General features: G+C 32.9%; 24 protein-coding genes. 5 read left to right on the top strand and 19 right to left on the bottom strand.

What is annotated here, in order from left to right:
• Nucleotides 1–22: 22 nt before the first annotated feature.
• The 5 genes from rplS to rpsP are packed head-to-tail and all read right to left on the bottom strand — an operon-like array spanning nt 23 to nt 2,126.
• On the bottom strand, nt 23–379 hold the full coding sequence (gene rplS, locus BKH45_RS08125; RefSeq protein WP_095274984.1) for a 50S ribosomal protein L19: 357 nt from the start codon (nt 377–379) through the stop codon (nt 23–25).
• Nucleotides 369–1,082, bottom strand: a complete 714-nt coding sequence (gene trmD / locus BKH45_RS08120; RefSeq protein WP_095274983.1) for a tRNA (guanosine(37)-N1)-methyltransferase TrmD — start codon at nt 1,080–1,082, stop codon at nt 369–371. Before trmD ends, rplS begins: the two co-directional genes overlap by 11 nt.
• Nucleotides 1,082–1,645 carry a ribosome maturation factor RimM gene (gene rimM / locus BKH45_RS08115; protein ID WP_095274982.1) on the bottom strand — a complete coding sequence of 188 codons (564 nt, stop codon included), beginning with the start codon at nt 1,643–1,645 and terminating at the stop codon, nt 1,082–1,084. Before rimM ends, trmD begins: the two co-directional genes overlap by 1 nt.
• Nucleotides 1,635–1,883, bottom strand: a complete 249-nt coding sequence (locus BKH45_RS08110) for a KH domain-containing protein (RefSeq protein WP_095274981.1) — start codon at nt 1,881–1,883, stop codon at nt 1,635–1,637. The genes rimM and BKH45_RS08110 overlap by 11 nt, the downstream gene beginning before the upstream one ends.
• Before the next feature lie 12 nt (nt 1,884–1,895).
• Complete coding sequence (rpsP, locus tag BKH45_RS08105) at nt 1,896–2,126, bottom strand: 30S ribosomal protein S16 (RefSeq protein WP_095274980.1); 231 nt, start codon at nt 2,124–2,126, stop codon at nt 1,896–1,898.
• Between the two features lie 226 nt (nt 2,127–2,352).
• Between rpsP and BKH45_RS08100 the strand changes: the two genes are divergently transcribed.
• Both BKH45_RS08100 and BKH45_RS08095 read left to right on the top strand, forming a co-directional pair.
• Complete coding sequence (locus tag BKH45_RS08100; RefSeq protein ID WP_095274979.1) at nt 2,353–3,321, top strand: DNA adenine methylase; 969 nt, start codon at nt 2,353–2,355, stop codon at nt 3,319–3,321.
• A gap of 3 nt (nt 3,322–3,324) precedes the next feature.
• Nucleotides 3,325–3,927 carry a type II restriction endonuclease gene (locus tag BKH45_RS08095; RefSeq protein ID WP_095274978.1) on the top strand — a complete coding sequence of 201 codons (603 nt, stop codon included), beginning with the start codon at nt 3,325–3,327 and terminating at the stop codon, nt 3,925–3,927.
• 54 nt (nt 3,928–3,981) lie between these two features.
• On the opposite strand, the gene ffh is transcribed toward BKH45_RS08095, so the two are convergent.
• A complete protein-coding gene (ffh, locus tag BKH45_RS08090; protein WP_095274977.1) occupies nt 3,982–5,313 on the bottom strand; it encodes a signal recognition particle protein in 1,332 nt (443 codons plus the stop codon).
• 262 nt (nt 5,314–5,575) lie between these two features.
• Here ffh and BKH45_RS08085 point away from each other — a divergent pair, with 262 nt between their 5' ends.
• Nucleotides 5,576–5,992 (top strand): Fur family transcriptional regulator, encoded by a 417-nt coding sequence (locus BKH45_RS08085; protein WP_095274976.1) that lies wholly within the window; start codon nt 5,576–5,578, stop codon nt 5,990–5,992.
• A gap of 1 nt (nt 5,993) precedes the next feature.
• Here the strand turns inward: BKH45_RS08085 and BKH45_RS08080 are convergent, their stop codons facing one another.
• From BKH45_RS08080 to BKH45_RS08045, 8 genes are all read right to left on the bottom strand, one after another.
• On the bottom strand, nt 5,994–7,190 hold the full coding sequence (locus BKH45_RS08080; RefSeq protein ID WP_095274975.1) for a type II secretion system F family protein: 1,197 nt from the start codon (nt 7,188–7,190) through the stop codon (nt 5,994–5,996).
• A complete protein-coding gene (locus tag BKH45_RS08075; RefSeq protein WP_095274974.1) occupies nt 7,187–8,785 on the bottom strand; it encodes a GspE/PulE family protein in 1,599 nt (532 codons plus the stop codon). Before BKH45_RS08075 ends, BKH45_RS08080 begins: the two co-directional genes overlap by 4 nt.
• Nucleotides 8,782–9,255 carry a hypothetical protein gene (locus BKH45_RS08070; RefSeq protein WP_095274973.1) on the bottom strand — a complete coding sequence of 158 codons (474 nt, stop codon included), beginning with the start codon at nt 9,253–9,255 and terminating at the stop codon, nt 8,782–8,784. The genes BKH45_RS08075 and BKH45_RS08070 overlap by 4 nt, the downstream gene beginning before the upstream one ends.
• The gene (mshL, locus tag BKH45_RS08065) at nt 9,242–10,765 is read right to left on the bottom strand and encodes a pilus (MSHA type) biogenesis protein MshL (protein WP_095274972.1); all 1,524 of its coding nucleotides are present in this window, start codon (nt 10,763–10,765) and stop codon (nt 9,242–9,244) included. Before mshL ends, BKH45_RS08070 begins: the two co-directional genes overlap by 14 nt.
• A complete protein-coding gene (locus tag BKH45_RS08060) occupies nt 10,762–11,064 on the bottom strand; it encodes a hypothetical protein (protein WP_095274971.1) in 303 nt (100 codons plus the stop codon). Before BKH45_RS08060 ends, mshL begins: the two co-directional genes overlap by 4 nt.
• Complete coding sequence (locus BKH45_RS08055; protein ID WP_095274970.1) at nt 11,064–11,615, bottom strand: hypothetical protein; 552 nt, start codon at nt 11,613–11,615, stop codon at nt 11,064–11,066. Before BKH45_RS08055 ends, BKH45_RS08060 begins: the two co-directional genes overlap by 1 nt.
• Nucleotides 11,605–12,843: a hypothetical protein gene (locus BKH45_RS08050; protein WP_180675716.1), complete on the bottom strand. Its 1,239-nt coding sequence runs from the start codon at nt 12,841–12,843 to the stop codon at nt 11,605–11,607. The genes BKH45_RS08055 and BKH45_RS08050 overlap by 11 nt, the downstream gene beginning before the upstream one ends.
• A 76-nt stretch (nt 12,844–12,919) precedes the next feature.
• The gene (locus BKH45_RS08045; protein WP_095274968.1) at nt 12,920–15,586 is read right to left on the bottom strand and encodes a valine--tRNA ligase; all 2,667 of its coding nucleotides are present in this window, start codon (nt 15,584–15,586) and stop codon (nt 12,920–12,922) included.
• A 78-nt stretch (nt 15,587–15,664) separates the two neighbouring features.
• On the opposite strand from BKH45_RS08045, the gene fliW reads away from it, so the two are divergent.
• Nucleotides 15,665–16,060, top strand: a complete 396-nt coding sequence (gene fliW, locus BKH45_RS08040) for a flagellar assembly protein FliW (RefSeq protein ID WP_095274967.1) — start codon at nt 15,665–15,667, stop codon at nt 16,058–16,060.
• Nucleotides 16,061–16,082: 22 nt separating this feature from the next.
• Complete coding sequence (murG, locus tag BKH45_RS08035; RefSeq protein WP_095274966.1) at nt 16,083–17,138, top strand: undecaprenyldiphospho-muramoylpentapeptide beta-N-acetylglucosaminyltransferase; 1,056 nt, start codon at nt 16,083–16,085, stop codon at nt 17,136–17,138.
• Between the two features lie 39 nt (nt 17,139–17,177).
• Here murG and carA read toward each other — a convergent pair whose 3' ends face one another.
• The 5 genes from carA to BKH45_RS08010 form a co-directional block, all read right to left on the bottom strand.
• Nucleotides 17,178–18,299: a glutamine-hydrolyzing carbamoyl-phosphate synthase small subunit gene (gene carA, locus BKH45_RS08030; protein WP_095274965.1), complete on the bottom strand. Its 1,122-nt coding sequence runs from the start codon at nt 18,297–18,299 to the stop codon at nt 17,178–17,180.
• Complete coding sequence (locus BKH45_RS08025; protein WP_095274964.1) at nt 18,299–18,850, bottom strand: DUF507 family protein; 552 nt, start codon at nt 18,848–18,850, stop codon at nt 18,299–18,301. Before BKH45_RS08025 ends, carA begins: the two co-directional genes overlap by 1 nt.
• 78 nt (nt 18,851–18,928) lie before the next feature.
• On the bottom strand, nt 18,929–20,932 hold the full coding sequence (locus BKH45_RS08020; RefSeq protein ID WP_095274963.1) for a PBP1A family penicillin-binding protein: 2,004 nt from the start codon (nt 20,930–20,932) through the stop codon (nt 18,929–18,931).
• Nucleotides 20,926–22,029 carry a pyridoxal phosphate-dependent aminotransferase family protein gene (locus BKH45_RS08015; RefSeq protein ID WP_095274962.1) on the bottom strand — a complete coding sequence of 368 codons (1,104 nt, stop codon included), beginning with the start codon at nt 22,027–22,029 and terminating at the stop codon, nt 20,926–20,928. The genes BKH45_RS08020 and BKH45_RS08015 overlap by 7 nt, the downstream gene beginning before the upstream one ends.
• Nucleotides 22,030–23,343, bottom strand: a complete 1,314-nt coding sequence (locus tag BKH45_RS08010) for a methyl-accepting chemotaxis protein (RefSeq protein ID WP_095274961.1) — start codon at nt 23,341–23,343, stop codon at nt 22,030–22,032.
• Nucleotides 23,344–23,491: the final 148 nt, after the last annotated feature.

The following is a 23,491-nucleotide window of genomic DNA, read 5'->3' as shown; positions in this document are numbered from 1 at the left end:
GAATGAAAAAATAAAGACCGGATTATTTTCTGAGTTCTTTGATTCTGGCGGATTTTCCTTTTCTATCTCTCAGATAATAGAGCTTTGCCCTTCTAACCCTCCCGATCCTCAAAACTTCTATACTTTCAAGGCTTTCACTATAGATGGGGAATGTTTTTTCCACCCCGATATTATTTGCCCCCATTTTGCGAATGCTAAATGTCCTATCCACGCCATTTCCTCTGATAGAAATACAAATACCTTCAAAATTTTGGATACGACTTTTTTCGCCTTCTTTAATTTTGATACCTAATTTGATTGTATCCCCTGCTTTAAAATGAGGAACTTTTTTATCGCCAATTTGAGCTTTTTCAAAACTTTCAATATATCTATTTTTCATTGGATACCCTTTTTGTTACCTTCCATTTTTGGTATAAATCCGGTCTAAAATATTGTGTTTTTAAAACTGCCAGATTATTTTTTAAGTCTGCGATTTTACTATGATTTCCCTTTGAATACTCTGAAGGTGGAGAGAATTTTTCAAATTTTTTTTCCAGATGCAGTATTCTTGAAAAATTTGGCGCTTCTAAAAGATGGGATTGAAAGCTTTCCCCAATGAGGGATTGAGGGTTTCCAATTACGCCTTTTATTTGTCTGGAGATGCTATCACACAAGCATAATGCAGGGAGTTCTCCTCCTGTTAAAATAAAATCTCCAATTGAAAACACTTCATCTGCTTGTGTTTCAATAGATCGCTCATCAAAACCTTCATAACGTCCGCATACAAGGACAATATGTTTTTTTGAGGCAAGTCGGAGGGAATCATTATGCAAAAAAGGTTTGCCACAAGGACTAAGAAAGAGAGTATATTTTTCTCCTTGGATGCAATCAAGCGCTTTTTGGATCAAAACAGGGTCTAATACTTGACCAGCTCCGCCTCCAATTTGGGCATAGTCAGCTTTTTGATATTTGTCTTTGGCATAATCTCGGATATTGATAGTATTGATTTTTATAAGATTTTTTGTGATAGCTTTTTTAAGAATAGAGTCTTCAAAATAAGCATTAATAAGAGATGGGAATAAGGTTAAAAAACTAAACTCCATTAGCTAGCCTCTAAAATAGCCCTAGCCCCTTTAACAAAAATAGATTTTTGTTCTAAAGAAGTTTGTAAAATAAAGTGTTGGATATAGGGTATCATGAAGATTCTTGGTAATTTTTGTGAGATCAATTTTTCTGAGGTTGCCACCAGGAGATAATCAGTAGCCCCAATACGTTGAATGTCGCTCACTCTGCCCAATATTTCTTCTTCTTCAATAATTTCACAATCAAAGAGATCAAACCAAAAAAATTCATTTTTTTTCAAAGGACATAGTTTTTTGGTATCTTCCAAACTTGCATACGCATAGGCATTTATTAATGATTTTGCTTGGATTATATCTGTGATTTCTTCAAAAAAAATAATAGAATTTTGAGTGTCAAAACTTTTGATTGTATAGTTGTCGGTTTTGGAGTGTCCAATATGAGAAATTTCAAGGGTTAAGATGAGATTTTTTTGAATACTTTGTGGAAAATCAGTAATCAAATGAAACTTTAGCCCTCCATGAAGACCAATGGTTCTACCGATTTTACCAATTTGTATTAAGGAAATATCATTTTTAAGTGTCATTTGCTTGAACAACTATTTTGTATGTGAAACCATCTTTTGCTTTTGCTCCGGATACAAATGTTTTGAGTGCGCTAATCATTTTGCCGTCTTTGCCAATAATACGTCCTATATCAATAGGAGAAGTATAAATGATAATATTTCTATACCCATCTTCTTGGGAAGTTTCCATAGAGACGCTTACTTTCTCAGGCTGTTGGACTATTTTTTTGACATAATCTTGTAAAAACTGTTCTATCATTTTTAAAATTACTTATTTTTGAGAGAGTTTGGCTACTCTTTGGCTCATTTTTGCCCCCACACTTTTCCAGTAATTCAATCTATCTGTGTCGATTTTTACAACAATGGGTTCTGTTAAAGGGTTGTAATAGCCGATTGATTCGATCCAGCCCCCATCTCTTCTTTTGCGAGAATCTGTAACGACAACCCGATAAAAAGGTTTTTTCTTTCTTCCCATTCTTGTTAATCTAATTACTGTTGCCATTGTATTTACTCCTTTTGATTTCTTAATTTTTAAAGTAAAAGCGAATATTTTAATTATTGAGATATTGATTTTTCTCAAGTTTGAATGCTTTTAAAGAGCGATAATTATACACTAAAAAATATTTTTTAAGTTGATAAAGAGTAAATTTTTATAAAAATATCCTAAAAATCCCCTTAAGACCATGTTATGTTATAATATCTCAAAAAAGAATTTTTAAAGATATTAAATGAATGCACTCATAAAATCACATAAAGACAGTTTATTTTTTGATGAAACAAAGTTAACCTATTTTGAACGTAAAGAAAAATTATTAAAACTTCTTAAGGGAAAAGCAACTCCTTATAAACGCTACTGTGTTAGTCCTATTCGGTATGGTGGAGGAAAATCACTGGCAGTGGGATTTATAATTGAACATTTTCCTGATGATTTAGATAGGGTTATAAGTCCTTTTATGGGTGGAGGTAGTATAGAGATTGCTTGTGCATTAGATCTTGGACTTGAGGTGAAGGCTTTTGATATTTTTGATATTTTGGTAAATTTTTGGCAAGTATTGCTTCAAGATTCGGGAAGACTTTATGAGGCATTGAATCAATTACAACCTACAAAGGACGTATATCAGCAAATAAAAACAGAGCTTAAAAATCATTGGAATAAAGAGATTGTTTTAGATCCCATGAGGTTGGCAAGGGATTATTATTTTAATTTTAATCTTAGTTATGGACCGGGATTTTTAGGATGGATGAGCAGTATTTATGAAGATAAAAATCGTTATCTCAAAGCTCTAGAGAAGATTAAAGACTTTTATTTACCTCGTTTGAGTGTAGAATGTGCGAGTTTTGAAATAGCTTTCCAAAAGTATCCAAATGACTTTTTTTATCTTGATCCGCCTTATTTTTTAGATGGAGATTCTAAGATGTTCAAAGGCATTTATCCTCAAAGGAATTTTCCTATTCATCACAATGGATTTGATCATCAACTTTTAGCCGGATTACTTCAGAAGCATAATGGAAAATTTATATTAAGTTATAATGATTGCCAATGGGTGAGGGAAACATACAAAGATTTTAAGATTTTAGAACCTAAGTGGCAATATACGATGGGACAGGGTGAAACTCGTATAGGCAAAAACAGAATACAAAGAGGAGATACTCATAATATTAAAACTTCTCATGAATTATTGATTATTAAGGAATGAATTTTGAAAATATCTCAGGTAAAGACGGCTTTTAAAATCGCTGATGTTGAATTTGTGCCGGGAAGCACTAAACTAAAATTTAATTATTTAAAAGCGCTAAAAAATGAAAAAGGCGATTTTTTGTCTCAAAAAATTCTTACCCAAAATATTGCAAGGGTATATTTAATAGTTGTAGATGGTGAGATTAAAAAGATAGGAGGTTCTCAATCTGAGGGTGGGATAAAAAATACTTTGACAATCTATCAAGATGGTGGTATAAAAGGCAGACCAAGTATTAGAAGCTTTGGGATATGGTATTTTTTGTATCATACAATCTTAGAAGGAAAAAAAATTGAATTTTATATGATCTATCAAGAAAATTTTAAAAAAGAAATTAAAGGGCTTTTTGGAGAAAAAGTTATTGAGAATGCCTATATTAGTTATAAACTTATTGAACAGTGCTGTATTGAAGATTATTTAGAATTTGAAAATGCTCAATATCCTGAATGGAATGTTCAAGAACAAGGAATGGATTGGCCTTTGATGATTAAAAATGAACATGCAGGGCTTTTAAAATCAAGTGCAACCGGAAAAAAAACAATCAAGAGAAAAGAGGTTAAAAGATAACAGATATTGCAAGTGAATTAAAATATTAAAGTTTTAGACTGAAATAATCAAAATTTACATCTTTCCTTTCATCTGCCCCATCATACCCATAAATTCTTGCATACCACCTTTGGAACTAAGACGTTTAGCCATTTTGGAAGCATTGTCAAATTGCTTGATAATACGATTAATATCGCTGACTTCCAGCCCACTCCCTAATGCGATTCTTTTTCTGCGACTTCCATTGAGCAATGCAGGGTTATTTCTTTCTTTGAGGGTCATGGAATTAACCATTGCTTTGATTTTTTTCACTTCAGCTGAATTGTCCAAATCTACATTTTTGAGTGCCCCAGCCATATTTCCAAGTCCCGGGATCATGGACATAATAGAACTCATGGAACCAAGTTTTTTGATATTTTCAATCTGAGCAATAAAATCACTAAAAGTAAATTGTCCTTTTTTGATTTTTTTACTGATATTTTTGGCTTCTTGCTCATCTAAAATGCTAGCCGTTTTTTCTGCCAAAGAGGCAATATCGCCTGCCCCCATAAGCCTTGAGATAATACGATCGGGGATAAAAATATCTAAATCAGGGATTTTTTCACCATTCCCGATAAAACGCAATGGGATACCCAATTGATAAGCAATAGATAGGGCTATCCCTCCTTTGGTATCGCTATCGAACTTGCTTAAAATTACTCCTGTAATCCCTATTTTTTGGTTAAAAGTATCCGCACTTCTAATCCCATCTTGACCACTTAGAGAATCAGCAACATAGAAGATTTCATTGGGCTCTAGTGCATTTCTGATAGACAGAAGCTCTCCCATGAGTGCTTCATCAATTGCTAATCTCCCTGCGCTATCGACAATCATTACATCATATTGCCCTGTGATAGCTCTTTGTTTGGCTGCTTTTGCGACTTCCGGGGGAGAGACATTTGGGAGTGTAAAAATATCAACCTCAATTTGGTTGGCAAGCTGGGTTAGTTGCTCTACTGCTGCTAAACGTGCCAAATCACAAGCTACGAGTAAGACTTTTTTATTTCTTGTTTTGAGATAATTGGCAAGTTTGGCTGAAGTAGTTGTTTTTCCACTTCCTTGTAGTCCTGTCATAAGCACAATTGTAGGTGGTTTTGTAGCATAAACAAACCCATAATTGCCATTTGTATCAAGAATTTGGGCAAGACTATTTTGGAGTGCATTTAAGAAATTTTGTTTCCCAATGCCGGTTTGTTTAGTTTGTATCTGGATATTTTTGAGTAATTCTTTTGTAACTTTATGAAAAACATCATTTCTTAAAAGTGATTTTTTGAGTTCTTCAAGCGCCTTATCGAGTGATTTTTCGTCATCATTGAAACGGATTTTGCTTAAAGCACTTCTAAAAGATTCACTCAATGTATCAAACAATACAAACTCCTGATTATATATTTTTATGTTGTTTTTGATTTGCCCAATTTTGACATAAAACTTCTTATTTTTAGGTAAATAGCTAAATTTCAGATTGGTTTAGGTTTCTAAAATCATAGATATTCTTTTTTAGATTTTTAGATGAAATATTCTACAAGAAAACAACTTGCAATTATATAAAAAATCCATTAAAACTTTTTCGTTATAATTTTTCATATAATAAAAATTTTGATTAATCAAACTTAAAAGAGGACCCACCCAAATGATGAATTTTGAAGTTAGTTTAAAAGCCAAAAATCTTAAAGTAACTCCTCAACGGATTGCCATTCTAAAGGAGATAGAGAAAAATGGGCACATCAGCATTGATGATATTTATGAGAATATCCGAAAAGATTATCCCTCCATTTCTTTGGCTACAGTTTATAAAAATATCACAGCCTTATATGAAGTCAATATTTTGCGTGAAATAAAAGCTCCTGCTCAAAAACAACGCTATGAGCTTAGTTGTGATCATCATATACATGTGGCTTGTGAAAAATGTGGCAAACTGGAAGATATCAAAATAGACATTTCAGATATTTCAAATAAATGTGCCAAGATGAGTGGCTATCAGTTATATGACACATCGGCAGTATTTATTGGTATTTGTCCTGAATGCGCCCATAAAGAGAAAAAATAGTTTAAAACTCAAAGTAGTTGAGACTCCACATTGGCATCAGCACTCCTAGTCCAAACCATAAGACTAGGGCGCCTATAAGGAGTGTCATGACGGGTTCTATCCATTGACTAAAATTATCAAGCTTTTGGGTGTAGAGTTCTTTGTAATAAAAAGAAGACATTTCAAGCATTTTTTCTAGGTTACCACTTTTTTCTCCGGCAAGGATAAGCCCTTGGGCAATTGGACTAAAAATTTTTGCTTGAGAGATTGCCTTTGAGAGATTCTCTCCTTTTTGGATAGAAAAATGAACTTGATTGAGGATGTTTTTTAAGTAAGTGTTTTTGATTGAAGTATGAGCATTTTTTAGGCAAATTTTTATATCAAGCCCTGTTTTTTGGGAGAGATAAAATGTGAGCAAATAATGATGTAAATCTCTGTATAAAAAAATTTTGCCTATAAGAGGGATTTTTAAGATATATTGGTGGAATTTTTGCGCAATAGATTTGTATTTTTTAAGGGGATATTGCAAGAAAAAACCAAATAAAAACATAAAAATAAGAATAGAAATTCCCCATTTTTGAAATACATCTGCTGCAATGATAAGTGTTTTTGTAGCAAAAGGCAAAGCAAGACCAATATCTTGAAATAAGGCTATAAATTCCGGTATCACGGTGGCATTTAGTATTCCAAATGCTATAAAAATGCAGATAAAAACAATACAAGGGTAAAATAATTTCTTTTTAAAGCTTGCAATATCTTTTATGGATTGCTCTATCTCATCACTTAGAAGACTAAAAATTTCAGCAAGACTCCCGCTATTTTGTCCAACTTCAATCATTGAGATTCTCATTTCTCCAACAATATGCTTAAACTTTGAAAATGCTTTTGCCAAAGAAGATCCCAGTGAAAGTTCTTTTAAAATACCTTCATACATGGATTTTATTTTTGGATGGTGTGTGCTTGTAATCATGTGTGTGAGAATTTCATCAATAGGGAGGGCAGCATTAATCATGAAAGAAATTTGTCGAAAGCTCAAAAGAAGCTCTTGATGATAAGGTAAAAAAGATTTTAAAGAGAATTTTTTTGAATCTAAGGGGGTGATTTCAATAGGAACAATGCCCAAAGCATATGCTTTTTTCTTGAGTTGATCTACATTTTTGGCATTTAAACAGATTTGTTGGGTTTGAGAATTTCTAAGTCCTTTGATAAAAAATTTCATTCTCTTATGACCCTGCAGATTTCTTCATAGCTTGTAATTCCTTGTGAGGCTTTATGAATTCCATCATCAAAGAGTGTTTTAAAATCTTTGAGATATTCTTGAAGTTTGGGTTTATCTAACAAAATATTTTTGATTTCAGGGGTAATTTCCAGAACTTCAACAATCGCCTCTCTACCTAAAAATCCTTGCATATTGCATTTTTCACAACCATTAGAGATAAAAAATGCAGATGAAGAGGATAAAAATTTTGATGTTATTTTGGGGGTATGGGTATGAGGTTTTTTGCAATGAGGGCAAAGTTTTCTTACCAATCTTTGAGAAATAATTGCAATTAAACTTGAGTTAAGCAAATATGGTTGTGCGCCCATGTCCAGAAGTCTTTCAATTGTACTTTTGCAATCATTGGTGTGGATAGTAGAAAACACAAGATGTCCCGTAAGAGAAGCTTGCATAGCAAGTTGAAGAGTTTCTTGATCGCGAATTTCTCCTACCATAATAATATCGGGATCTTGGCGAAGGATAGCTCTTAGGGCATCAGAAAATCCAAATCCATAATCAGGATTGATTTGGACTTGTGCAGCAAGATTGATTTGATATTCGATGGGATCTTCAATGGTGATGAGTTTTTTATCTCTGGATTGGATAGTTTCTAATAAGGCATATAATGTGGTGGATTTACCACTTCCTGTAGGTCCTGTAACCAAAATAATCCCATGAGGAGCTTGGATACTTTTTTGGATTATACAGAGATTATCGGGAGTGAGATTAAGGTTTTTGAGACTTAAAGAATTGTTTTGTTTATAAAGTATTCGAATGACGATACTTTCTCCATAATAAATAGGGACACAAGAAATCCTAAAATCATATTCTTTGTGATTGATTGACAAAGTATAACGACCATCTTGAGGGAGTCTTTTTTCGCTAATATCAAGCTTTGATTCCAGTTTGATTTTGTTGCATAATAATTCGAAAATGTCTGTTTTGATTCTGGAAATTTCTTTGATCTTGCCATCTTGACGAATTCTAAGGCTTGCATAAGTGGCTTTAGATTCTAAATGTAAATCACTTGCTTTTTGAGTAATAGCATTCTCAAGAATATAATGATAAAGATGGGTGATGCTTGCTTCATATTTAATGGGATCTTGAATTTGGGCGCTAATATGGTAGATATGTTCTTGGGTTTTGAGGTTATCAAGGGCAGCATAAAAGGATTTTAAGCTTGTGAGATAAAATTCAAAACTATAAGTCGGGTATTTTTGTTTGATAAGTTCTTCTAAGAGATTGATATTTTCAATATGATAAGGTTCAAGGGTGATAAGATTAATTTTTTGAGTCTCAATGGTGTAAATAAAGGTTTTGAGTTTGAGAGCCAAATCATAATGAATGAGCATACAAGACTTCTCATCACTCATCCACTCATCAAGACAGGCATATTTTAATCCGGAGGCTCGTATAATATCTTGAGCATATTCTGAAAATTCTTTTAAGGCTTGCTCAAAGGATTCTTGAGTTGTTTGAAGGTATTCAATAAGATGATGAGGGCAAAATTCCGGGATATGATTTTTTTGCATAAATGCTTGAAATTTTTGTTTCATTTTTTTATCTTCAAAACTTTTTGGGCTTGTTGCATTAATTCTTGAGCTTCTTTTTGTCTGCCTATTTTTGAGAGACTTTGGGTATAAACAACCCAACTTTTTAAGTCTTTGTGATTGATTTGATTAGCCCTATAAGCCCATATCATAGCATTTTCATAGGATTGATTTTCATAATAATCTTTGGCAATTTTTAGGGCATGATTATAAGTGAGTGTCCCCAAAATTGTGCCCATATAAAAAGTAGGCTTTGGTATCATGATCGCATGTGGAGCAGATGAAATTACTTTTTGTGGTATTTTTGTGAGGGCATGTGGGGAATATTTTGGTTGGGGTTGGGTGATTTTTGTATTATTTATTTGTATTTTTGTTTGATAAAAATATATGCCAAAAATTACTACCCCACAAGTTATCGAAATGCTTATAATAATAGATGATAATTTGATTTGTGGAGTTATTTTAATTTGTCTCATGATGCTTTTCCTGAAGATATTCATACCCCAAATCTTGCATAGAAGGAGTATTTGAAGCAATGATTTTAGGAGTAATGATAATGACCATTTCTTGTGTTTGCTTGAGATTTTTTTTATAAGAAAAAAGGTATTTTAGGATAGGGACTGAACCCAATAAAGGGATCTTTTTTTCAACAATAGAATGAGTTTTGTGGATAAGTCCTCCGAGGATTACTTTTTGATTATTTTGAAGTTTGACTATTGAAGAGAGTTGGTTCGTAGATAGATTAGGGGGTGATTTTAAGGCGTTGGGTTGGTTTTCAATCATTGTATCTTTGGCGCTTGTGATGGAGGGGTTAATTTTTAAAATGACATAATCTTTACTGATAGAGGGGGTAACATCCAGAAGAACTCCGGAAAATATTGTTGGGAATTGTTCGCCGATATTTTGGACGACAGCTGTATTGGTGCTATTTTGATAAACAAGATTTTGAGAGTATCGCAATACATTGCCTACAGAAATAATGGCAGGTTGGTTGTTAAGGGTGAGGACTTTAGGGTTTGATACAGAGCTAACTTTTCCATAAGTATTTAAAAATTGCAAGATTTTAGCAATACTAAGCTCTTGAGGGAAGATATTAATCCCATAATTGAAATTTTCTTTACTCAAAGAAATAAGACCATCTGAAGGATCTTGTGCTTGAATTCCCAGTTTGTAGATTTCTGCCCAATTGACACCCGCAGTATCTGTGTTGTTGTGTGAAATAGTAAGGATATTGACATCAATGAGAACTTGAGCTTGCATTTTTTGATTAAGCCAATGGATATAATTTTGCACACGTTTGATTTGAGAGGGTGTTGCTGTAATAGTAACAAGTCCGGCTACTTTGTTGATAACAATGGATTTTTTATTTTCTGTAGATTTTTGGGGCTGATTTTTATCGCCGGGGCGGTAAGTAATGGCATAAAGTTCATTTTTGAGTTCTCCCCAAAAATTTAACTCATCAATGGAATAGATTTTTGTCCCGCTACGTCCAACGTTGAGTTTAGTTTGATCGCTTCCTAAAGACATAGCTTTTTGATGAGCATCATTTTGTGAGTCATTATAAGAATAAAATTGGTTCGGATAGAGATTGTTTTGGGTATCTTGAGAAAAGATGACATCTGTATTGCTTGATCCAACACGTGCAGTAGCGACATAATCAATATTAAAAGTTTTGGTAAGAAATCTTTGAATTTTGATATGACTATCTTTGATTTGATAATCCAAATCAGCCCCTTCGGCGATAATATTGAATAAATAATCTATTTTCTTATTCTTAAGATTGAGGGTTAATTTTTGAGAATTAAGCAATTCTTTGGTTTTAACATCTGCATAAATAATACTAAAAGAACATTCATTGGCTATTTCCTCAAGGACTTCTTGGAGGGGCACATCTTGATGGATAGATATATTAAATTTCTTGTCATTACACAAATCCATTCCTTGTGCTATGAAAAAATAACACATAAACACAAAAATTTTTTTCATTTTTGTTCCTTTGGAGGGTGGGTATAGAGCGTAAGGGTTTGGTGTGAATTTTCTAATACAACAAAGTTTTTTCCAATTTCATTGATGGAGTATTCTAAAAATTTTTGATGGAGTTTATACCATTTGCCATTGATTTTTGCTCTTTGATTAATGATAATTTCGAGTTTTGGTTTTTGAATTATGAATGGACTAAATATATTGAAAATATTTTGTTTGGGGATAGAAATAGGTGTTTTAAGTGTTTGTAAATCATTTCCATATGCAAGAGTAAAAAATATTGCAAATAAATATCTTATCATTACAGACCTAAATTTTTAATTGTTATTTGGCAAGTTAGCTTGTTGTTTTTGAGTAAAAAATGAAAATCTTGAATAAAGACAAAATGGTTTTCTTCAAGATTGCGTATCCATTCCATAATATTTTCAAAATCTCCTATCAGAGTGAATTTTATACTTTTTTGATCTGCTTGTATGTCTGAAATAATTTTAAGGTTTAAATTCTTTGTGAGGGTTGTTATATTTTCAAGCAAGTCATAATTTGATTTTGAAAGTTTTTTCAAAGTTTCAATATCTTGAGTTAAGCTTTGATTTTGTAATAAAATTTCTTTAGAAGAGGACTTTTCCAGGGTATGTGAGAGTTTTTTAGAATTAGCTAAATTTGCTTTGAATGCAAGTTCTGTTTGTTTATAAATTTTTTTGTGTTCTTTTAGGGTTGTGTTTATAGGAGGCAATATCCAAAAATAAATAATAAAAAAGACTAGCCCTAAAGACAGGATATAAATCATAAAAATTTCTCTTATTGTTTTTGTAGAGAGGTATTTATCAATGGAATAAAAGGTTTTAGTAAGCATTGCTAACCCAAATAACTTCAGTTGAAAATTCTTTTTGCGATGTGTAGATTTTATGATGAAAAATCTCTTGATGGTTATTTGCAATTAAAGAAGTGTTTTTCAAATCTTGTATAAAATGGAGAATTTCTTGTTCGCAAGAAGCTTTTAGTCTGATTTTGAAGCTTAAAATATTTTCAAAAATATCACTTACAAAATAAAAATCTTCAATAAAAATATTTTTATCTTGAATAATTTTAGCTAATTTAGCAATAAAATTATATCTAGGGGTATAAGAAATTTGAATTTTATTTAATAAATTTAAATGTTCTTCTATAGAGTTGTTTTGATTTTTTATATTTTCCAGCCGAGCAAGAGATGCATGAGTTTGTGTGTGGGCAGAAGTGTTGTTTTGAAGTATTTGAATATTTTGATAAGCGAGATTTTCGGAGTGTTTTTTCAAATAAAGACCATGAATAAATAAAAATGTTGGGTATAAAAGCATTAATATAGCCATGAGGGCAATTTGAAGCAGCATATTGAAGCTTTTACTTTTGGTGATGTAAAATTTTTCATTTGATTTTAAAATAGGCAAGGGTGTATTTTGGAGTTTAGAAAAATAGACAAATGCGAGCGTGACCATAGGTTCAGGGGTATTCTCAATAAGTGTATTTATAGGAACGACAGGAATATTTAAGTCAAAACTTTTTTGAGTGCAAGTATAGAGTGCGGAAGGCATAGTGTAGATTGCCCGGATATAATGGAGTGCCTTAAAAATAGCATCTGTATCCGGAAAGGGCGAATGATAGAGAAGTTTATCATGATGGTAAAAAACAAGATTGTCATCAAATAAAAATAAACTTGATTGTAAATATTTGGAGTCTAGAGCCATAGGGAGGAAAATATCCGGGATAAAAACTTGATAGTTTGAAAATGCAAGCTCTAGTTTGTAGGCATAGATTTGAAAAATTTCTTCAACAGATGTTTCTTCATGAAGATAAGTGAGGGCATATTGAATATTTAAATCAAAAATACCTTCTTGAATGCACTGAGCATAAAGCCAATCACTTATTGCAAAAGCAGAAGGAATAGGAGAATTTTTGTCGATACGAATTTGATGTTTGATAAGTTTTGCCCCATGGATACATTCAATGATGGTATCTGATTTTGATGGTTTTATCGGGGTTAAATGTGTATCTAAAAAAACTTGTGTTTTATTATCAAAATAAATAATTTTATTTTGTTTTTTCATACTTATCATTCTAAATAATGCCTCCAAAAAATCAAAAACATTATTATTACAAATATTTAGTTAAAAATAATTTAAATCATAAAAATGCTTTTAATTCATTTTTCACTTTTAATAGTTTATCTTCACATTCTTGGAGGTTTTTTTGATTTGTAGCTAAAACTTCCTTAGGCGCATTTTGAATAAATTTTTCATTATGAAGCATAGATTGGAGCTTAGAAATTTCTTTTTCTAATTTATCTCTTTGGGAATAGAGACGCTTAAGAATCCCGCTTAAGTCAATTCCTTCCAGACTCAAATAACTTTCACAATAATCGCTAATATCAGAGACAACATTTTGAGGTTTATAAGTAATAATTTCTACATCTTGAACTTTGGCAAGTTTGGGGATAAATTTTTGAAGAAGTTTTAGATCTTTAGGCGTTTGATTTAGGCGCAAAAAGACTTTTGAAATTTGTTTATTCCCAATATCTAGGGCTATTTTAACTCTCCTGATAGAAATAATGGCATCTTTTAAAATCATAAATTCATTTTCAATCTCTTCATCACGCAGCGTTTGTGCAGGATAAGAGGTTACCATGATGGATGGAGAATTTTCCAAAGAAGAAGCATTGAGTTTATGCCACAAATCTTCGCTTAAAAAAGGCATATAAGGGTGTAAGAGTTTGAGGGCTTCTTTAAGAATACTGCCAAGTTCATATACAGAGGGCTTATCAGCTTTGCAAAATTCAATAAACCAATCGCAAAACTCTCCCCATAAAAATCGATATAAAATACTTGCCCCATCATTGAATCGATAAGAATCAAGAGCTATTCTTATTTCTTGAGTGGCAAGATTGAGTCTTGATTTGGCATATCGACCCAAGGGGGTTGTAAAATCTTGCAATTTTTCTTTATCTCCAAATCCTTTATTTAACGCTTCTTGAGTGTTTATTTGTTCTAGATACAGCATTAAAAAATTTACAGCGTTAAAAAGTTTGTTTGCGAAATTTTTTGAAATTTCAAGTTGTGAGGTGGAGAGTCTGATATCTCTGCCTTGAGCACATAAAATTGCCAAACTGAATCGGAGACTATCTGCGCCATAAATTTCTATCATTTTTAAAGGATCAATAACATTTCCCTTGCTTTTACTCATTTTTTGTCCATTTTCATCTCGGACTAATGCGTGCAAATAGATGTCTTTAAAGGGAAGTTTGCCCAATAGGGATTCTCCACTTAGAAGCATTCTGGCTACCCAGAAAAATAAAATATCAAACCCGGTGATAAGCAAAGAATTGGGATAGAATTCCTCCAAATCATCTTTTTGCCATTTTTCTCCTTCTCCCCAATGATTATTCCCCCATCCAAGAGTGCTAAAAGCCCATAATCCTGAACTAAACCATGTATCAAGCACATCAGGATCTTGCGTGAGATTTTTACTCCCACATTGTGGGCAATGACTTGGCATGTCTTCTTGGCTTGCAAATGTGTGGGAGCATTCGCAAGTCCATATAGGGATTCTATGCCCCCACCATAATTGTCGTGAGATACACCAATCTTTCAAATCTCTCATCCAAGCATTATAATTATTTTTCCATTGAGCAGGGTAGAAGTTAGTGAGGTTAGCATTAACTTTTTGTATTGCCCCTTTGGCAACCTCAGCTTTGACAAACCATTGTTTAGATATATAGGGTTCAATAATATTACCACATCGATAACATTTGCCTATTTGATTGGTATAATCTTGTATTTTTTCTACAAAACCCTCAAGGGATAATTTTTCTATAATTTTCTCTCTGGCCTCTAATCTCTCAAGTCCGCAAAATTCTCGAGCATTTTCATTGAGGAAGCCATTTTTATCAAATACAACGATAAATTCTAAATGATGTCTTTTACCCACTTCATAGTCGTTTATATCGTGAGCAGGTGTAACTTTTACACAACCTGTTCCAAACTCCATATCTACATAACTATCCTCAATAATAGGGATTTCTTTATGGATAAGAGGAAGAATGACTTTTTGTCCTATAAGATGTTTGTAGCGTTTATCATCAGGATGTACCATGACTGCAGTATCGCCAAAATAAGTCTCCGGACGAGTAGTTGCTACAATAAGATAATCTTTAGAATTTTTGATAGGGTATTTGAGGTGATAAAGTTTGCCTTGGTTTTCTTCATATTCTACTTCAATGTCTGAAAGTGCTCCATCATGTGTACACCAATTAACCATGTAATTATCTTGAACAATCAATCCCTTTTCATACCAATTTATAAAAGCTTTTTTTACAGCATTTCTCAACCCCTCATCCATTGTAAATCTTTCTCTAGACCATGCAGGAGTGATACCAAGATGATGCATTTGAGAAAAAATCTCTCCTCCGCTTTTTTCTTTCCATTCCCATACTTTTTGGATAAATGCTTCTCTTCCGATTTCTTCTTTCTTAATTCCTTGTGCTAAAAGTTGCTTTTCTACAATGTTTTGTGTAGCAATACCTGCATGATCGAGTCCGGGTTGGTATAAAGTTTTATAGCCATCCATTCGTTTGTATCGTGTGATGATATCTTGAAGTGTAAGCGTGAGGGCATGACCGATATGCAAAACTCCCGTTACATTAGGCGGGGGCATCATAATTGCAAATGTTTTGCCCTTTTGTTGGATAGGAAGATTCCCATTTATTTCAAAATATCCTCTTTCTTTACAGATCTGATAAATCTTTGATTCAATTTCTTTGGGTTGGTAAGATTTTACTCCGGAATTTGGATTCATTAGATTTCCTTGTTAAGTTTTTGGTATAGGTTTTGCTTTTTGAATTATACAAGAAAGCAAATAATTACAGGAGAAAATATGCTTTATGATTTAAAAGCTCCCATTTTGGGTTTTGAAAATGTTTCACAGGTGCGATTTGAAAAAATTGATACAATCTTTAGTAAAATAAGTACTCTTGATAACTCTTTGAGTATGATATTGGTCAATCCCTATATGCTTAGAGAATATTCTTTTAGTGTGCCTAAATATATAGAATTGCTTTTAGAGTTAGATAAGGATTCTCAAGTTGAGGTTTATTGTGTGATTGTTTTGCAAAAAGATTTGCAAGATTCCATGGTAAATTTCTTAGCTCCTTTGATTTTTAATCCCAAAAATCATAGTGCAGCCCAGGTTGCGCTTTCGATGATGGATTATCCGGATTTTGGATTTAGAGATACGCTCAAATCTTTTATCAAGCAAGAAGTGGGCGCTTAAATTTTATTTTTGAGGGATATTGATGAATATTGTTATCACAGGAGGAGGAACAGGAGGGCATTTGGCTATTGCTAAGGCTTTAGCCCAAGAGTTTCAAAAAAATGATCACGTATTGGTATATATTGGTTCTCTTAATGGGCAAGATAGAGAGTGGTTTGAAAGTAGTGATTTGTTTGAGAAATGCTATTTTCTAAATACTTTGGGTGTGGTGAATAAAAAAGGTCCGGGAATTTTTAAATCATTATGGAAGCAAGTATTCGCAACTTTTCAAGCATGCAAGATTTTTAAGATTTACAAAATTCAAACTGTATTTAGTGTGGGTGGATTTTCCGGCGGACCTGCAAGCTTAGGAGCTTTGTTATGCAATAAAACACTTTTTATTCACGAACAAAATGCTATTAAGGGGAGTTTAAATAAACTTTTAAGTCCTTTTGCCAAAGCTGTATTCGGGAGTTTTACTCAAAAAGGAAAGAATTATATCAAAACTTCTTATCCTCTTAGAAATGAATTTTTTTTAAAATCCAGGATTCGAGAAGAAATAAAATGTGTGATTTTTTTGGGAGGTTCACAAGGAGCCAGAGCTATTAATGATTTTGCCATTTTGGTAGCAAAAAAGCTTTTGAGTAAAGGAATAAAGGTAATCCATCAATGTGGAAAAATAGATTTTGAGCGCGTAAAAGATTTATATGCAAAGTTAGATCTTTTAGATCAAGTTGATCTTTTTAGTTTTGATAAAAATCTGGTAGATAAAATTACTCAAGCAGATATTTGTGTGGGTAGGGCGGGAGCTAGTAGTGTATGGGAGATAGCAGCAAATGGTTTGCCTGCCATCTTTATTCCTTATCCTTATGCAGCAAGCAATCATCAATATTATAACGCCTTAGAGTTTGCCCAAGATGGGCTTGGAATTATAGCCAGACAAGAGGATGGGCTTTATCCTGAAATTTTATTTGATTTTATGGATAAACTTAATAGTGTTGATAAAGAAGGGATAAAAGGTATCGCACAAATAAGCAAGAGATTAAGGGAGAAGATTATGCCAAATGGAGCAAGCCGGATCGTAAAATATATTGTGTGATAGAGATTAGATTTTGATGAGATGTTTGTTAAGCCGGGCTTATGTAAGCATCTTTAAAAATTGCTTGAAAAGATGGTTAGATTCTTTTGGACCAGGGCTTGCTTCGGGGTGATGTTGGACAGAAAAAATAGGAGAATTTTTATATTTAAGTCCCTCAATTGTATTATCAAACAAATTTCTATGGGTAATTTCCGCGATTTGTTCTATTTCTTCCGGGATAGAGTAGTTATGGTTTTGAGCAGTAATTTCTACACTTTGAGTGAGGAGATTTTTGACCGGATGATTCCCTCCATGATGACCAAATTTTAGTTTATAGGTATTGTATCCGTGAGCGATGGATAGAAGTTGATGTCCCAGACAAATCCCAAACATTGGTATTTTAGCTTCTATGAGGAGTTTGATTTGATTTATTTCATGAGAAAGCATTTGAGGATCCCCAGGTCCATTGGATAAAAATATACCCTTGATTTGATTGTCTTTGTATCTTTGAATAATTGAATTTGCTTCAAAAGAATGCGGTATTACCTCTACTTCAAGCCCAAGCGCAGCTAATTCATTAAGGATATTTTTTTTGATACCAAAATCAATAGCGATAATTTTTTGAGATAATCTTGGAGAAGAATACTCAAGAGTATCAAAATCAAAAGTGCCATTTTTGTGGGTATAAGTATTTTTGGTTGAGACCTCAGGAATAAGATTGATTTCTTGAATCTTTTGAGATTTTTCAAGGAGATTTTTAAGTTCGTTTGGAGATGAAATTTGCGTTGAGGCTACCATCATCATTGATCCATTATTGCGAATTGTTTTGATCAAGGATCTTGTGTCAATATTGGTGATGCCAAGAATATTTTGAGATTTCAAAAATGTCCCCAAACTTTCTTGTGCTCTAAAATTTGAATAAAAATCATTATAATGTCTTGTGATGATACCTTTACAAAAGCCTTTTCTTGATTCCATATCTTGAGGATTAGCACCTACAATCCCAATTTCCGGCATACTCAAAACAATAAATTGCCCTGCATAGCTTGGATCTGTAATAATTTCTTGATAGCCTGTTATAGAAGTATTAAAAACAACTTCGCCAACGCAACTTCCTTGTGCTCCAAAACTTTTCCCTTTTATAAAAAGATCATTTTCAAAATAAATATAAACATCTTGCATTATAAAAACCCTTTTTTCTTGAGTTCTTCTTCATATAGTTTCTCAAAAACAAGCTCATATTCATCTGTCCCCACCAAAAGTTTTCTTTTATAGTTTTTGATTTTTTCGATGACTTCTTCTTCAATTTCCTCATACATCTTAGAATAAGTATCAATTGATTTAAAAATAAGGTTTTTGATAAGGTTTTCAGATATATGAAATTGGATAAAACCTTCAAGACTTAGTTCGTCAAGAATTTTGTGAGAGATTTCATTATATCGATCTTCCCAAGAAAGTAAAAAATTTTCTTGCTCGGCAATTTGACGTTTGATCATCCAAAAAAGTTGCCTTTCATCTGCGCGCATAAATTCAATTTCATCAAGATTTTCTTCCAGTAAGTTTTTGGCTTTTTGATCAATTTCTAATTCTTTTTTAATATCTTCTTCTAAAATGGTTTTAGATAAATTTGCTATATTTTCTATGGGGGCTTTGATCTCCAAAAGACTGGAGTTGGCAATGTCTAGTGCTATTTTATTGGCTACATGGGGGATATGGGTTAGTTTTAATTTCATTGCTCACCTCTTGATATTAAATTGCTTGAATTCTAGCTAGTTTTAGGTAAATTTCTATTGAAATATAAAGGAAACTTTTTAAAACAAAAGTTTTTCGTCAATGGTATCTTGAGGTTTATTATCAGGAAGTTTTGATGTTGGAGTGTAGTAGTAGATACTTCCATTGATTGTTTTTTTGCTAACACCTTCAGGAATGTCAAACTTTCGCTTCAATCCCGGATCGATTTTTAAAACATTGCTCATAAAATATGAAAATACCGGTGGAGAAACTACACCTCCGGATTCTCTGGGACCAATAGGGGTATTATCATCTCTGCCATACCAAATGATTGCTTGGATAGAAGGGGTAAAACCGCAAAACCAACCATCTACATTGTTATTTGTTGTACCGGTTTTGCCTGCGACTTCTATTCCTTTAACCTTTGCACGTCTCCCTGTGCCTTGCATAACGACATCTTTGAGGATTGAGAGAGTGAGAAAAGCTTGTTGGGGTGAGGTGATTTTTTGATCGTCATTATCATCAAGAATCTCAATATTACCTTCTCTATCTGTAATGCTTTCAATTAAGGAAGGATCAACCATCATGCCATAATTTGAAAAAATTGAATATTCTTTGGCAGCTTCTAAGGGAGAAATTCCAAAACTTCCCAAAATTATGGACATGTCTTTTGGAGCATTTTTGAAACCATAATCTTTAAGTTGAGTATAAATTTTGTTAAATCCCACCATTTCTACAAGGTTGATAGTAGCCAGATTAAGAGAATGGGCAAGTGCTTCTTTAAGTGTAACAAGTCCCTTAAAACTTTTAGAAAAATTATTGGGTCTCCAGTATTCATCTTTTTCATCTGATGACTCATTTTGTTCAATATCTGTATTATAGCTTTTGTTGAAACTTCTAGCCACATCGGGGACGGTTGTTGCTGTTGAATACCCGCTATCAAATGCAATTTGATAAATAAAAGGTTTGATGCTGCTTCCAAATTGTCGTTTGATTTGTGTAGCCCGGTTAAAGGCACTTTTAGTGTGATCAATCCCCCCCACAAGCGCCAAAATTTTTCCTGTCCTTGTATCTGTGACCACCATTGCCCCATTGAGGGAGTCATAATCGTCTATGCCCTCTTGAGAAGATTTTTCCACAACAAGCGCTTTTTCTTTTTTTAATCTTTTATTAATATTGTCATAGCCATATTTTAGGGCATTTTGAGCAATTTTTTGATAGTCTAAGTCAATATTTAGCTTGATTTTATAACCTCCGGTTTTGAGATCTTTGATGTAGCTTAATTGTTTTAAAACTTCATCAACAACATAAGGTGCGGCATTTTGAGTGAGAGTTTGATTATACACTTGAGGGACTTCTACTATTGCTTTGTCATATTCTTCTTTGCTAATCCACCCAAGCGTATACATGCGAGTAACAATATTATTGGCACGACTGAGTGAAAAATCCAGATTTTTTGTTGGATCATAAAAACTTGGAGCTCTTGGAAGAGCTACAATCATAGCAATTTCTTTGAGTGTTAAGTGATTGAGAGGTTTTTTGAAATACCCCATAGAGGCTGTTTTTACCCCATAATAACCATGACCAAAAAAGGTTTGATTAAAATATCTCTCAAGAATTTCTTCTTTTGTCAGAATATGCTCTACTTGTATGGATAAAAGGGCTTCTTTGATTTTTCTAGATATTGTTTTATCTCGAGTGAGGAGCATATTTTTGATAAGTTGTTGGGTAAGAGTGCTTCCTCCTTCCAGATATTTTCCATTTTTGATATTTTTGATCATGGCACGAATAATAGCATCATAATTGATCCCTCCATGTTCAAAATACAGAGTATCTTCAACGGCTAAAAGAGCTTCAACCATTTTGGGAGGTATCTCATCATATCTTGCATAAAATCTAAATTCTCTATCATAGATATTAACTACTAAGTGATTTTTTCTATCAAACATTTGGGTAGCAAGTTGAGGGTGATAGTTTTTGATTTTTGCTACATCATCTTTTAGATCCACCCACAATATTCCTATATAAACAACAATACAGAAGATAAAAACACCTAAAATCAAAAGAATAATTTTTTTTAGCATAGATAACCTTGAGATTTTTTGATTATTTTACATAATTTTTTTGTTTGTTTGGGTGAATTTTTGACACATAAAGTGATGCGCAATATGGGATGGCGGACTGTAGGTTGTCGGATTGCTCCAACTAAAAATCCTTTATTTTGGAGTTTTTGATGAAGTGCTTGCATTTCTTGGGTATTTTTATAAGGAAGGATAAGAATCTGAGCTTGAGGGGATATGTCTAATGAGTTTTTGACTATAGATTTTAGGCGATCGATTTGTTGGGTCAAAATATGCTTATTTTTTTGAATATAATCCAGATTGATAAGAGCAAGTGCGGTATCAAATATAGAAAGAGCAGTCGTATAAATGATGCTTTTAGCACGATTACACAAAAATTCAATAACAGAATTGTCTGCTAATATGTAAGCGCCATAACTTGCATAAGCTTTTGATAGTGTGCCCATTTTGATGAAATTAGGTTGGATAGGGATATGGTGGTAATCAAAATATCCTAATAAATTTTTGCCTATACTACCGCTGCTATGGGCTTCATCAACAATTAAAAGAGCATTTTTTTCACAAGCAATTTGAGCAAAATCTTTGTGCGCAATATCTCCATCCATTGAATACACCCCCTCAATAGCGATAATAATTCTGCCTTTGGGCGCAGAAGAGTTGATATTTTTAAGAAGATCTGCGGGATCGTTGTGTTTAAAATACACTGCCCTTTCTTGAAGTATTTTTGCGGGATATATCCCGCTAGCATGATATTTTTCATCAATATAAATTTTGTCATTTTTGCGCACAAGTGAATCAAAAAGTGCGAGATTAGCCAAAAATCCACTTCCGAGGATAATGCCATTCTCAAAATTATTCAAAGCACAAAGTCTGGTTTCTAATTCTTTATGGATCAAAGAGTAACCATTGACTAAAAGAGAGGCTTTAGGAGAATGATTTGATTGGGACATCACAAGGTGATAGGCTTTTTTGGCAAGTTTCTTTTTTTGTGATAATCCCAGATAGTCATTAGATGCAAAATCTTTAAGTCTGTCAGAAAAGATTTTGCGTTCGCGATAAAGATGAGCGTGTTTAATAGCGCTTAATTCTTTTTCAAACATTTATTTCTGTTGGCTTAAAAGATTCTCTATAATTCTATCAATATCTTCTTTTTTCTCATGAAGCATTTCATTAATGCTTTTCATTACTCCCGCGCTTGCATTTTCCATCATGGTGATTTTTTGATCAATAAATTCTTTGGATGGCAAGGTAGTGTCTTCCGTCAAAGATTTAGCAAGTGCGTTGGCTTCAGTATGGACAACAATATGGAAGCCATCAAGATTTTTATACCCTGATGTTGATGAGAAATATTTCTTTCCATCTCCTTCAAAATACCATTTGCCCAAACGGCAATTTTGATGTTGGACTTGATTGAAAGAATCAGATATTCTAAATAAAAGGGCATAGAGATTGTTTTTATAAACGGTATGATCAAGCTTTGCTAAAGAACAAAATATTTGATTGTTTGAATTATATATTGCATATTTGGCAAGTTGTGCCCCACTTTTGAGGTTATCTACCATTTGATAAATTTCATCAATACTTGCTTTAACATTTTCAGTGATATGGTTTGTCTCATCTGTGCTGGTTTGAATATCGCTAGCTTCTTGTTGCATAGATTTCACAACTATAGCTATTTCTTTGGTGGCTTTTTGAGTTTTTTCAGCAAGTTTCCTTACTTCATCAGCTACAACGGCAAACCCTCTACCGTGATCGCCTGCCCGTGCTGCTTCAATTGCTGCATTGAGTGCCAAAAGATTGGTTTGTTCCGCAATATCATCAATGAGTGAGATAACATTGGTGATTTCATTACTCCGTTGCGTCAGAGAATTTACAAGCATTGTGGCATTTTGCATTTTTTCATAAAGATGATTGACATTTTGTGATGCTTTGGTGCTTATATTCAGTCCTTGTATGCCTTCTTGCTCTGCTTGTGTGGCTTTTTCTAAAATGCCCTTGCTTTCAGTTAAAATACTTTGGAATGAACTTTGAGCTTCGAGCACACCATCTTTAATGCTTTTATGGTAAGTTTGAAAAATATCTAACCCATCATTTTTCTCAAATAAAAAATTAATTTCCAATAAGGAATAGTAAGCAATATTATTAATATTTTTGCTTTTTACTTTAAAGTCATGACCTTTAACGGAGAGCGTTTTTATGTCTTCTCTTAGATGAGGAATGATTTCTTCAAGATTAGAAATTTTTGAAGCATTTTCATTTTTATACACTATTTTTGCATTTTTAATCCCCACAACAATTTCTGCCAAAGCAAAATTTGCCACCGATTTATAGGTTTCAATTTCTTTTTGAAGATGTTCTATTTGGACATTCTGTTGCGTTATTTGCAATTGCAAATTTTTATTATTTCCAAACATAATTTTATATACCTTCCTTGCCTTAAGTTTTTTGTATTTTTTTGTATGAAATGATTATAATGATTTTTGTCAAACAATTTATTTAAATTTTATTAAAATTAAATGAAATTTATTGGATTTTTACAAATACTTAGCAATTCTAAGATAT

It is taken from the genome of Helicobacter sp. 11S03491-1, assembly GCF_002272835.1.
Taxonomy (GTDB): Bacteria; Campylobacterota; Campylobacteria; order Campylobacterales; family Helicobacteraceae; genus Helicobacter_J.
The sequence above is the reverse complement of the archived record's forward strand: the minus strand, read 5'-3'. Positions and strand labels throughout refer to the sequence as shown.

What these genes read in the sequence shown, in the direction of transcription:
- rplS (WP_095274984.1), bottom strand. Translation starts at nt 379, where the DNA reads ATGAAAAATAGATATATTGAAAGTTTTGAAAAAGCTCAAATTGGCGAT.
- trmD (WP_095274983.1), bottom strand. Translation starts at nt 1,082, where the DNA reads ATGGAGTTTAGTTTTTTAACCTTATTCCCATCTCTTATTAATGCTTAT.
- rimM (WP_095274982.1), bottom strand. Translation starts at nt 1,645, where the DNA reads ATGACACTTAAAAATGATATTTCCTTAATACAAATTGGTAAAATCGGT.
- BKH45_RS08110 (WP_095274981.1), bottom strand. Translation starts at nt 1,883, where the DNA reads ATGATAGAACAGTTTTTACAAGATTATGTCAAAAAAATAGTCCAACAG.
- rpsP (WP_095274980.1), bottom strand. Translation starts at nt 2,126, where the DNA reads ATGGCAACAGTAATTAGATTAACAAGAATGGGAAGAAAGAAAAAACCT.
- BKH45_RS08100 (WP_095274979.1), top strand. Translation starts at nt 2,353, where the DNA reads ATGAATGCACTCATAAAATCACATAAAGACAGTTTATTTTTTGATGAA.
- BKH45_RS08085 (WP_095274976.1), top strand. Translation starts at nt 5,576, where the DNA reads ATGATGAATTTTGAAGTTAGTTTAAAAGCCAAAAATCTTAAAGTAACT.
- BKH45_RS08080 (WP_095274975.1), bottom strand. Translation starts at nt 7,190, where the DNA reads ATGAAATTTTTTATCAAAGGACTTAGAAATTCTCAAACCCAACAAATC.
- BKH45_RS08075 (WP_095274974.1), bottom strand. Translation starts at nt 8,785, where the DNA reads ATGAAACAAAAATTTCAAGCATTTATGCAAAAAAATCATATCCCGGAA.
- BKH45_RS08070 (WP_095274973.1), bottom strand. Translation starts at nt 9,255, where the DNA reads ATGAGACAAATTAAAATAACTCCACAAATCAAATTATCATCTATTATT.
- mshL (WP_095274972.1), bottom strand. Translation starts at nt 10,765, where the DNA reads ATGAAAAAAATTTTTGTGTTTATGTGTTATTTTTTCATAGCACAAGGA.
- BKH45_RS08060 (WP_095274971.1), bottom strand. Translation starts at nt 11,064, where the DNA reads ATGATAAGATATTTATTTGCAATATTTTTTACTCTTGCATATGGAAAT.
- BKH45_RS08055 (WP_095274970.1), bottom strand. Translation starts at nt 11,615, where the DNA reads ATGCTTACTAAAACCTTTTATTCCATTGATAAATACCTCTCTACAAAA.
- BKH45_RS08050 (WP_180675716.1), bottom strand. Translation starts at nt 12,843, where the DNA reads ATGAAAAAACAAAATAAAATTATTTATTTTGATAATAAAACACAAGTT.
- BKH45_RS08045 (WP_095274968.1), bottom strand. Translation starts at nt 15,586, where the DNA reads ATGAATCCAAATTCCGGAGTAAAATCTTACCAACCCAAAGAAATTGAA.
- fliW (WP_095274967.1), top strand. Translation starts at nt 15,665, where the DNA reads ATGCTTTATGATTTAAAAGCTCCCATTTTGGGTTTTGAAAATGTTTCA.
- murG (WP_095274966.1), top strand. Translation starts at nt 16,083, where the DNA reads ATGAATATTGTTATCACAGGAGGAGGAACAGGAGGGCATTTGGCTATT.
- carA (WP_095274965.1), bottom strand. Translation starts at nt 18,299, where the DNA reads ATGCAAGATGTTTATATTTATTTTGAAAATGATCTTTTTATAAAAGGG.
- BKH45_RS08025 (WP_095274964.1), bottom strand. Translation starts at nt 18,850, where the DNA reads ATGAAATTAAAACTAACCCATATCCCCCATGTAGCCAATAAAATAGCA.
- BKH45_RS08020 (WP_095274963.1), bottom strand. Translation starts at nt 20,932, where the DNA reads ATGCTAAAAAAAATTATTCTTTTGATTTTAGGTGTTTTTATCTTCTGT.
- BKH45_RS08015 (WP_095274962.1), bottom strand. Translation starts at nt 22,029, where the DNA reads ATGTTTGAAAAAGAATTAAGCGCTATTAAACACGCTCATCTTTATCGC.
- BKH45_RS08010 (WP_095274961.1), bottom strand. Translation starts at nt 23,343, where the DNA reads ATGTTTGGAAATAATAAAAATTTGCAATTGCAAATAACGCAACAGAAT.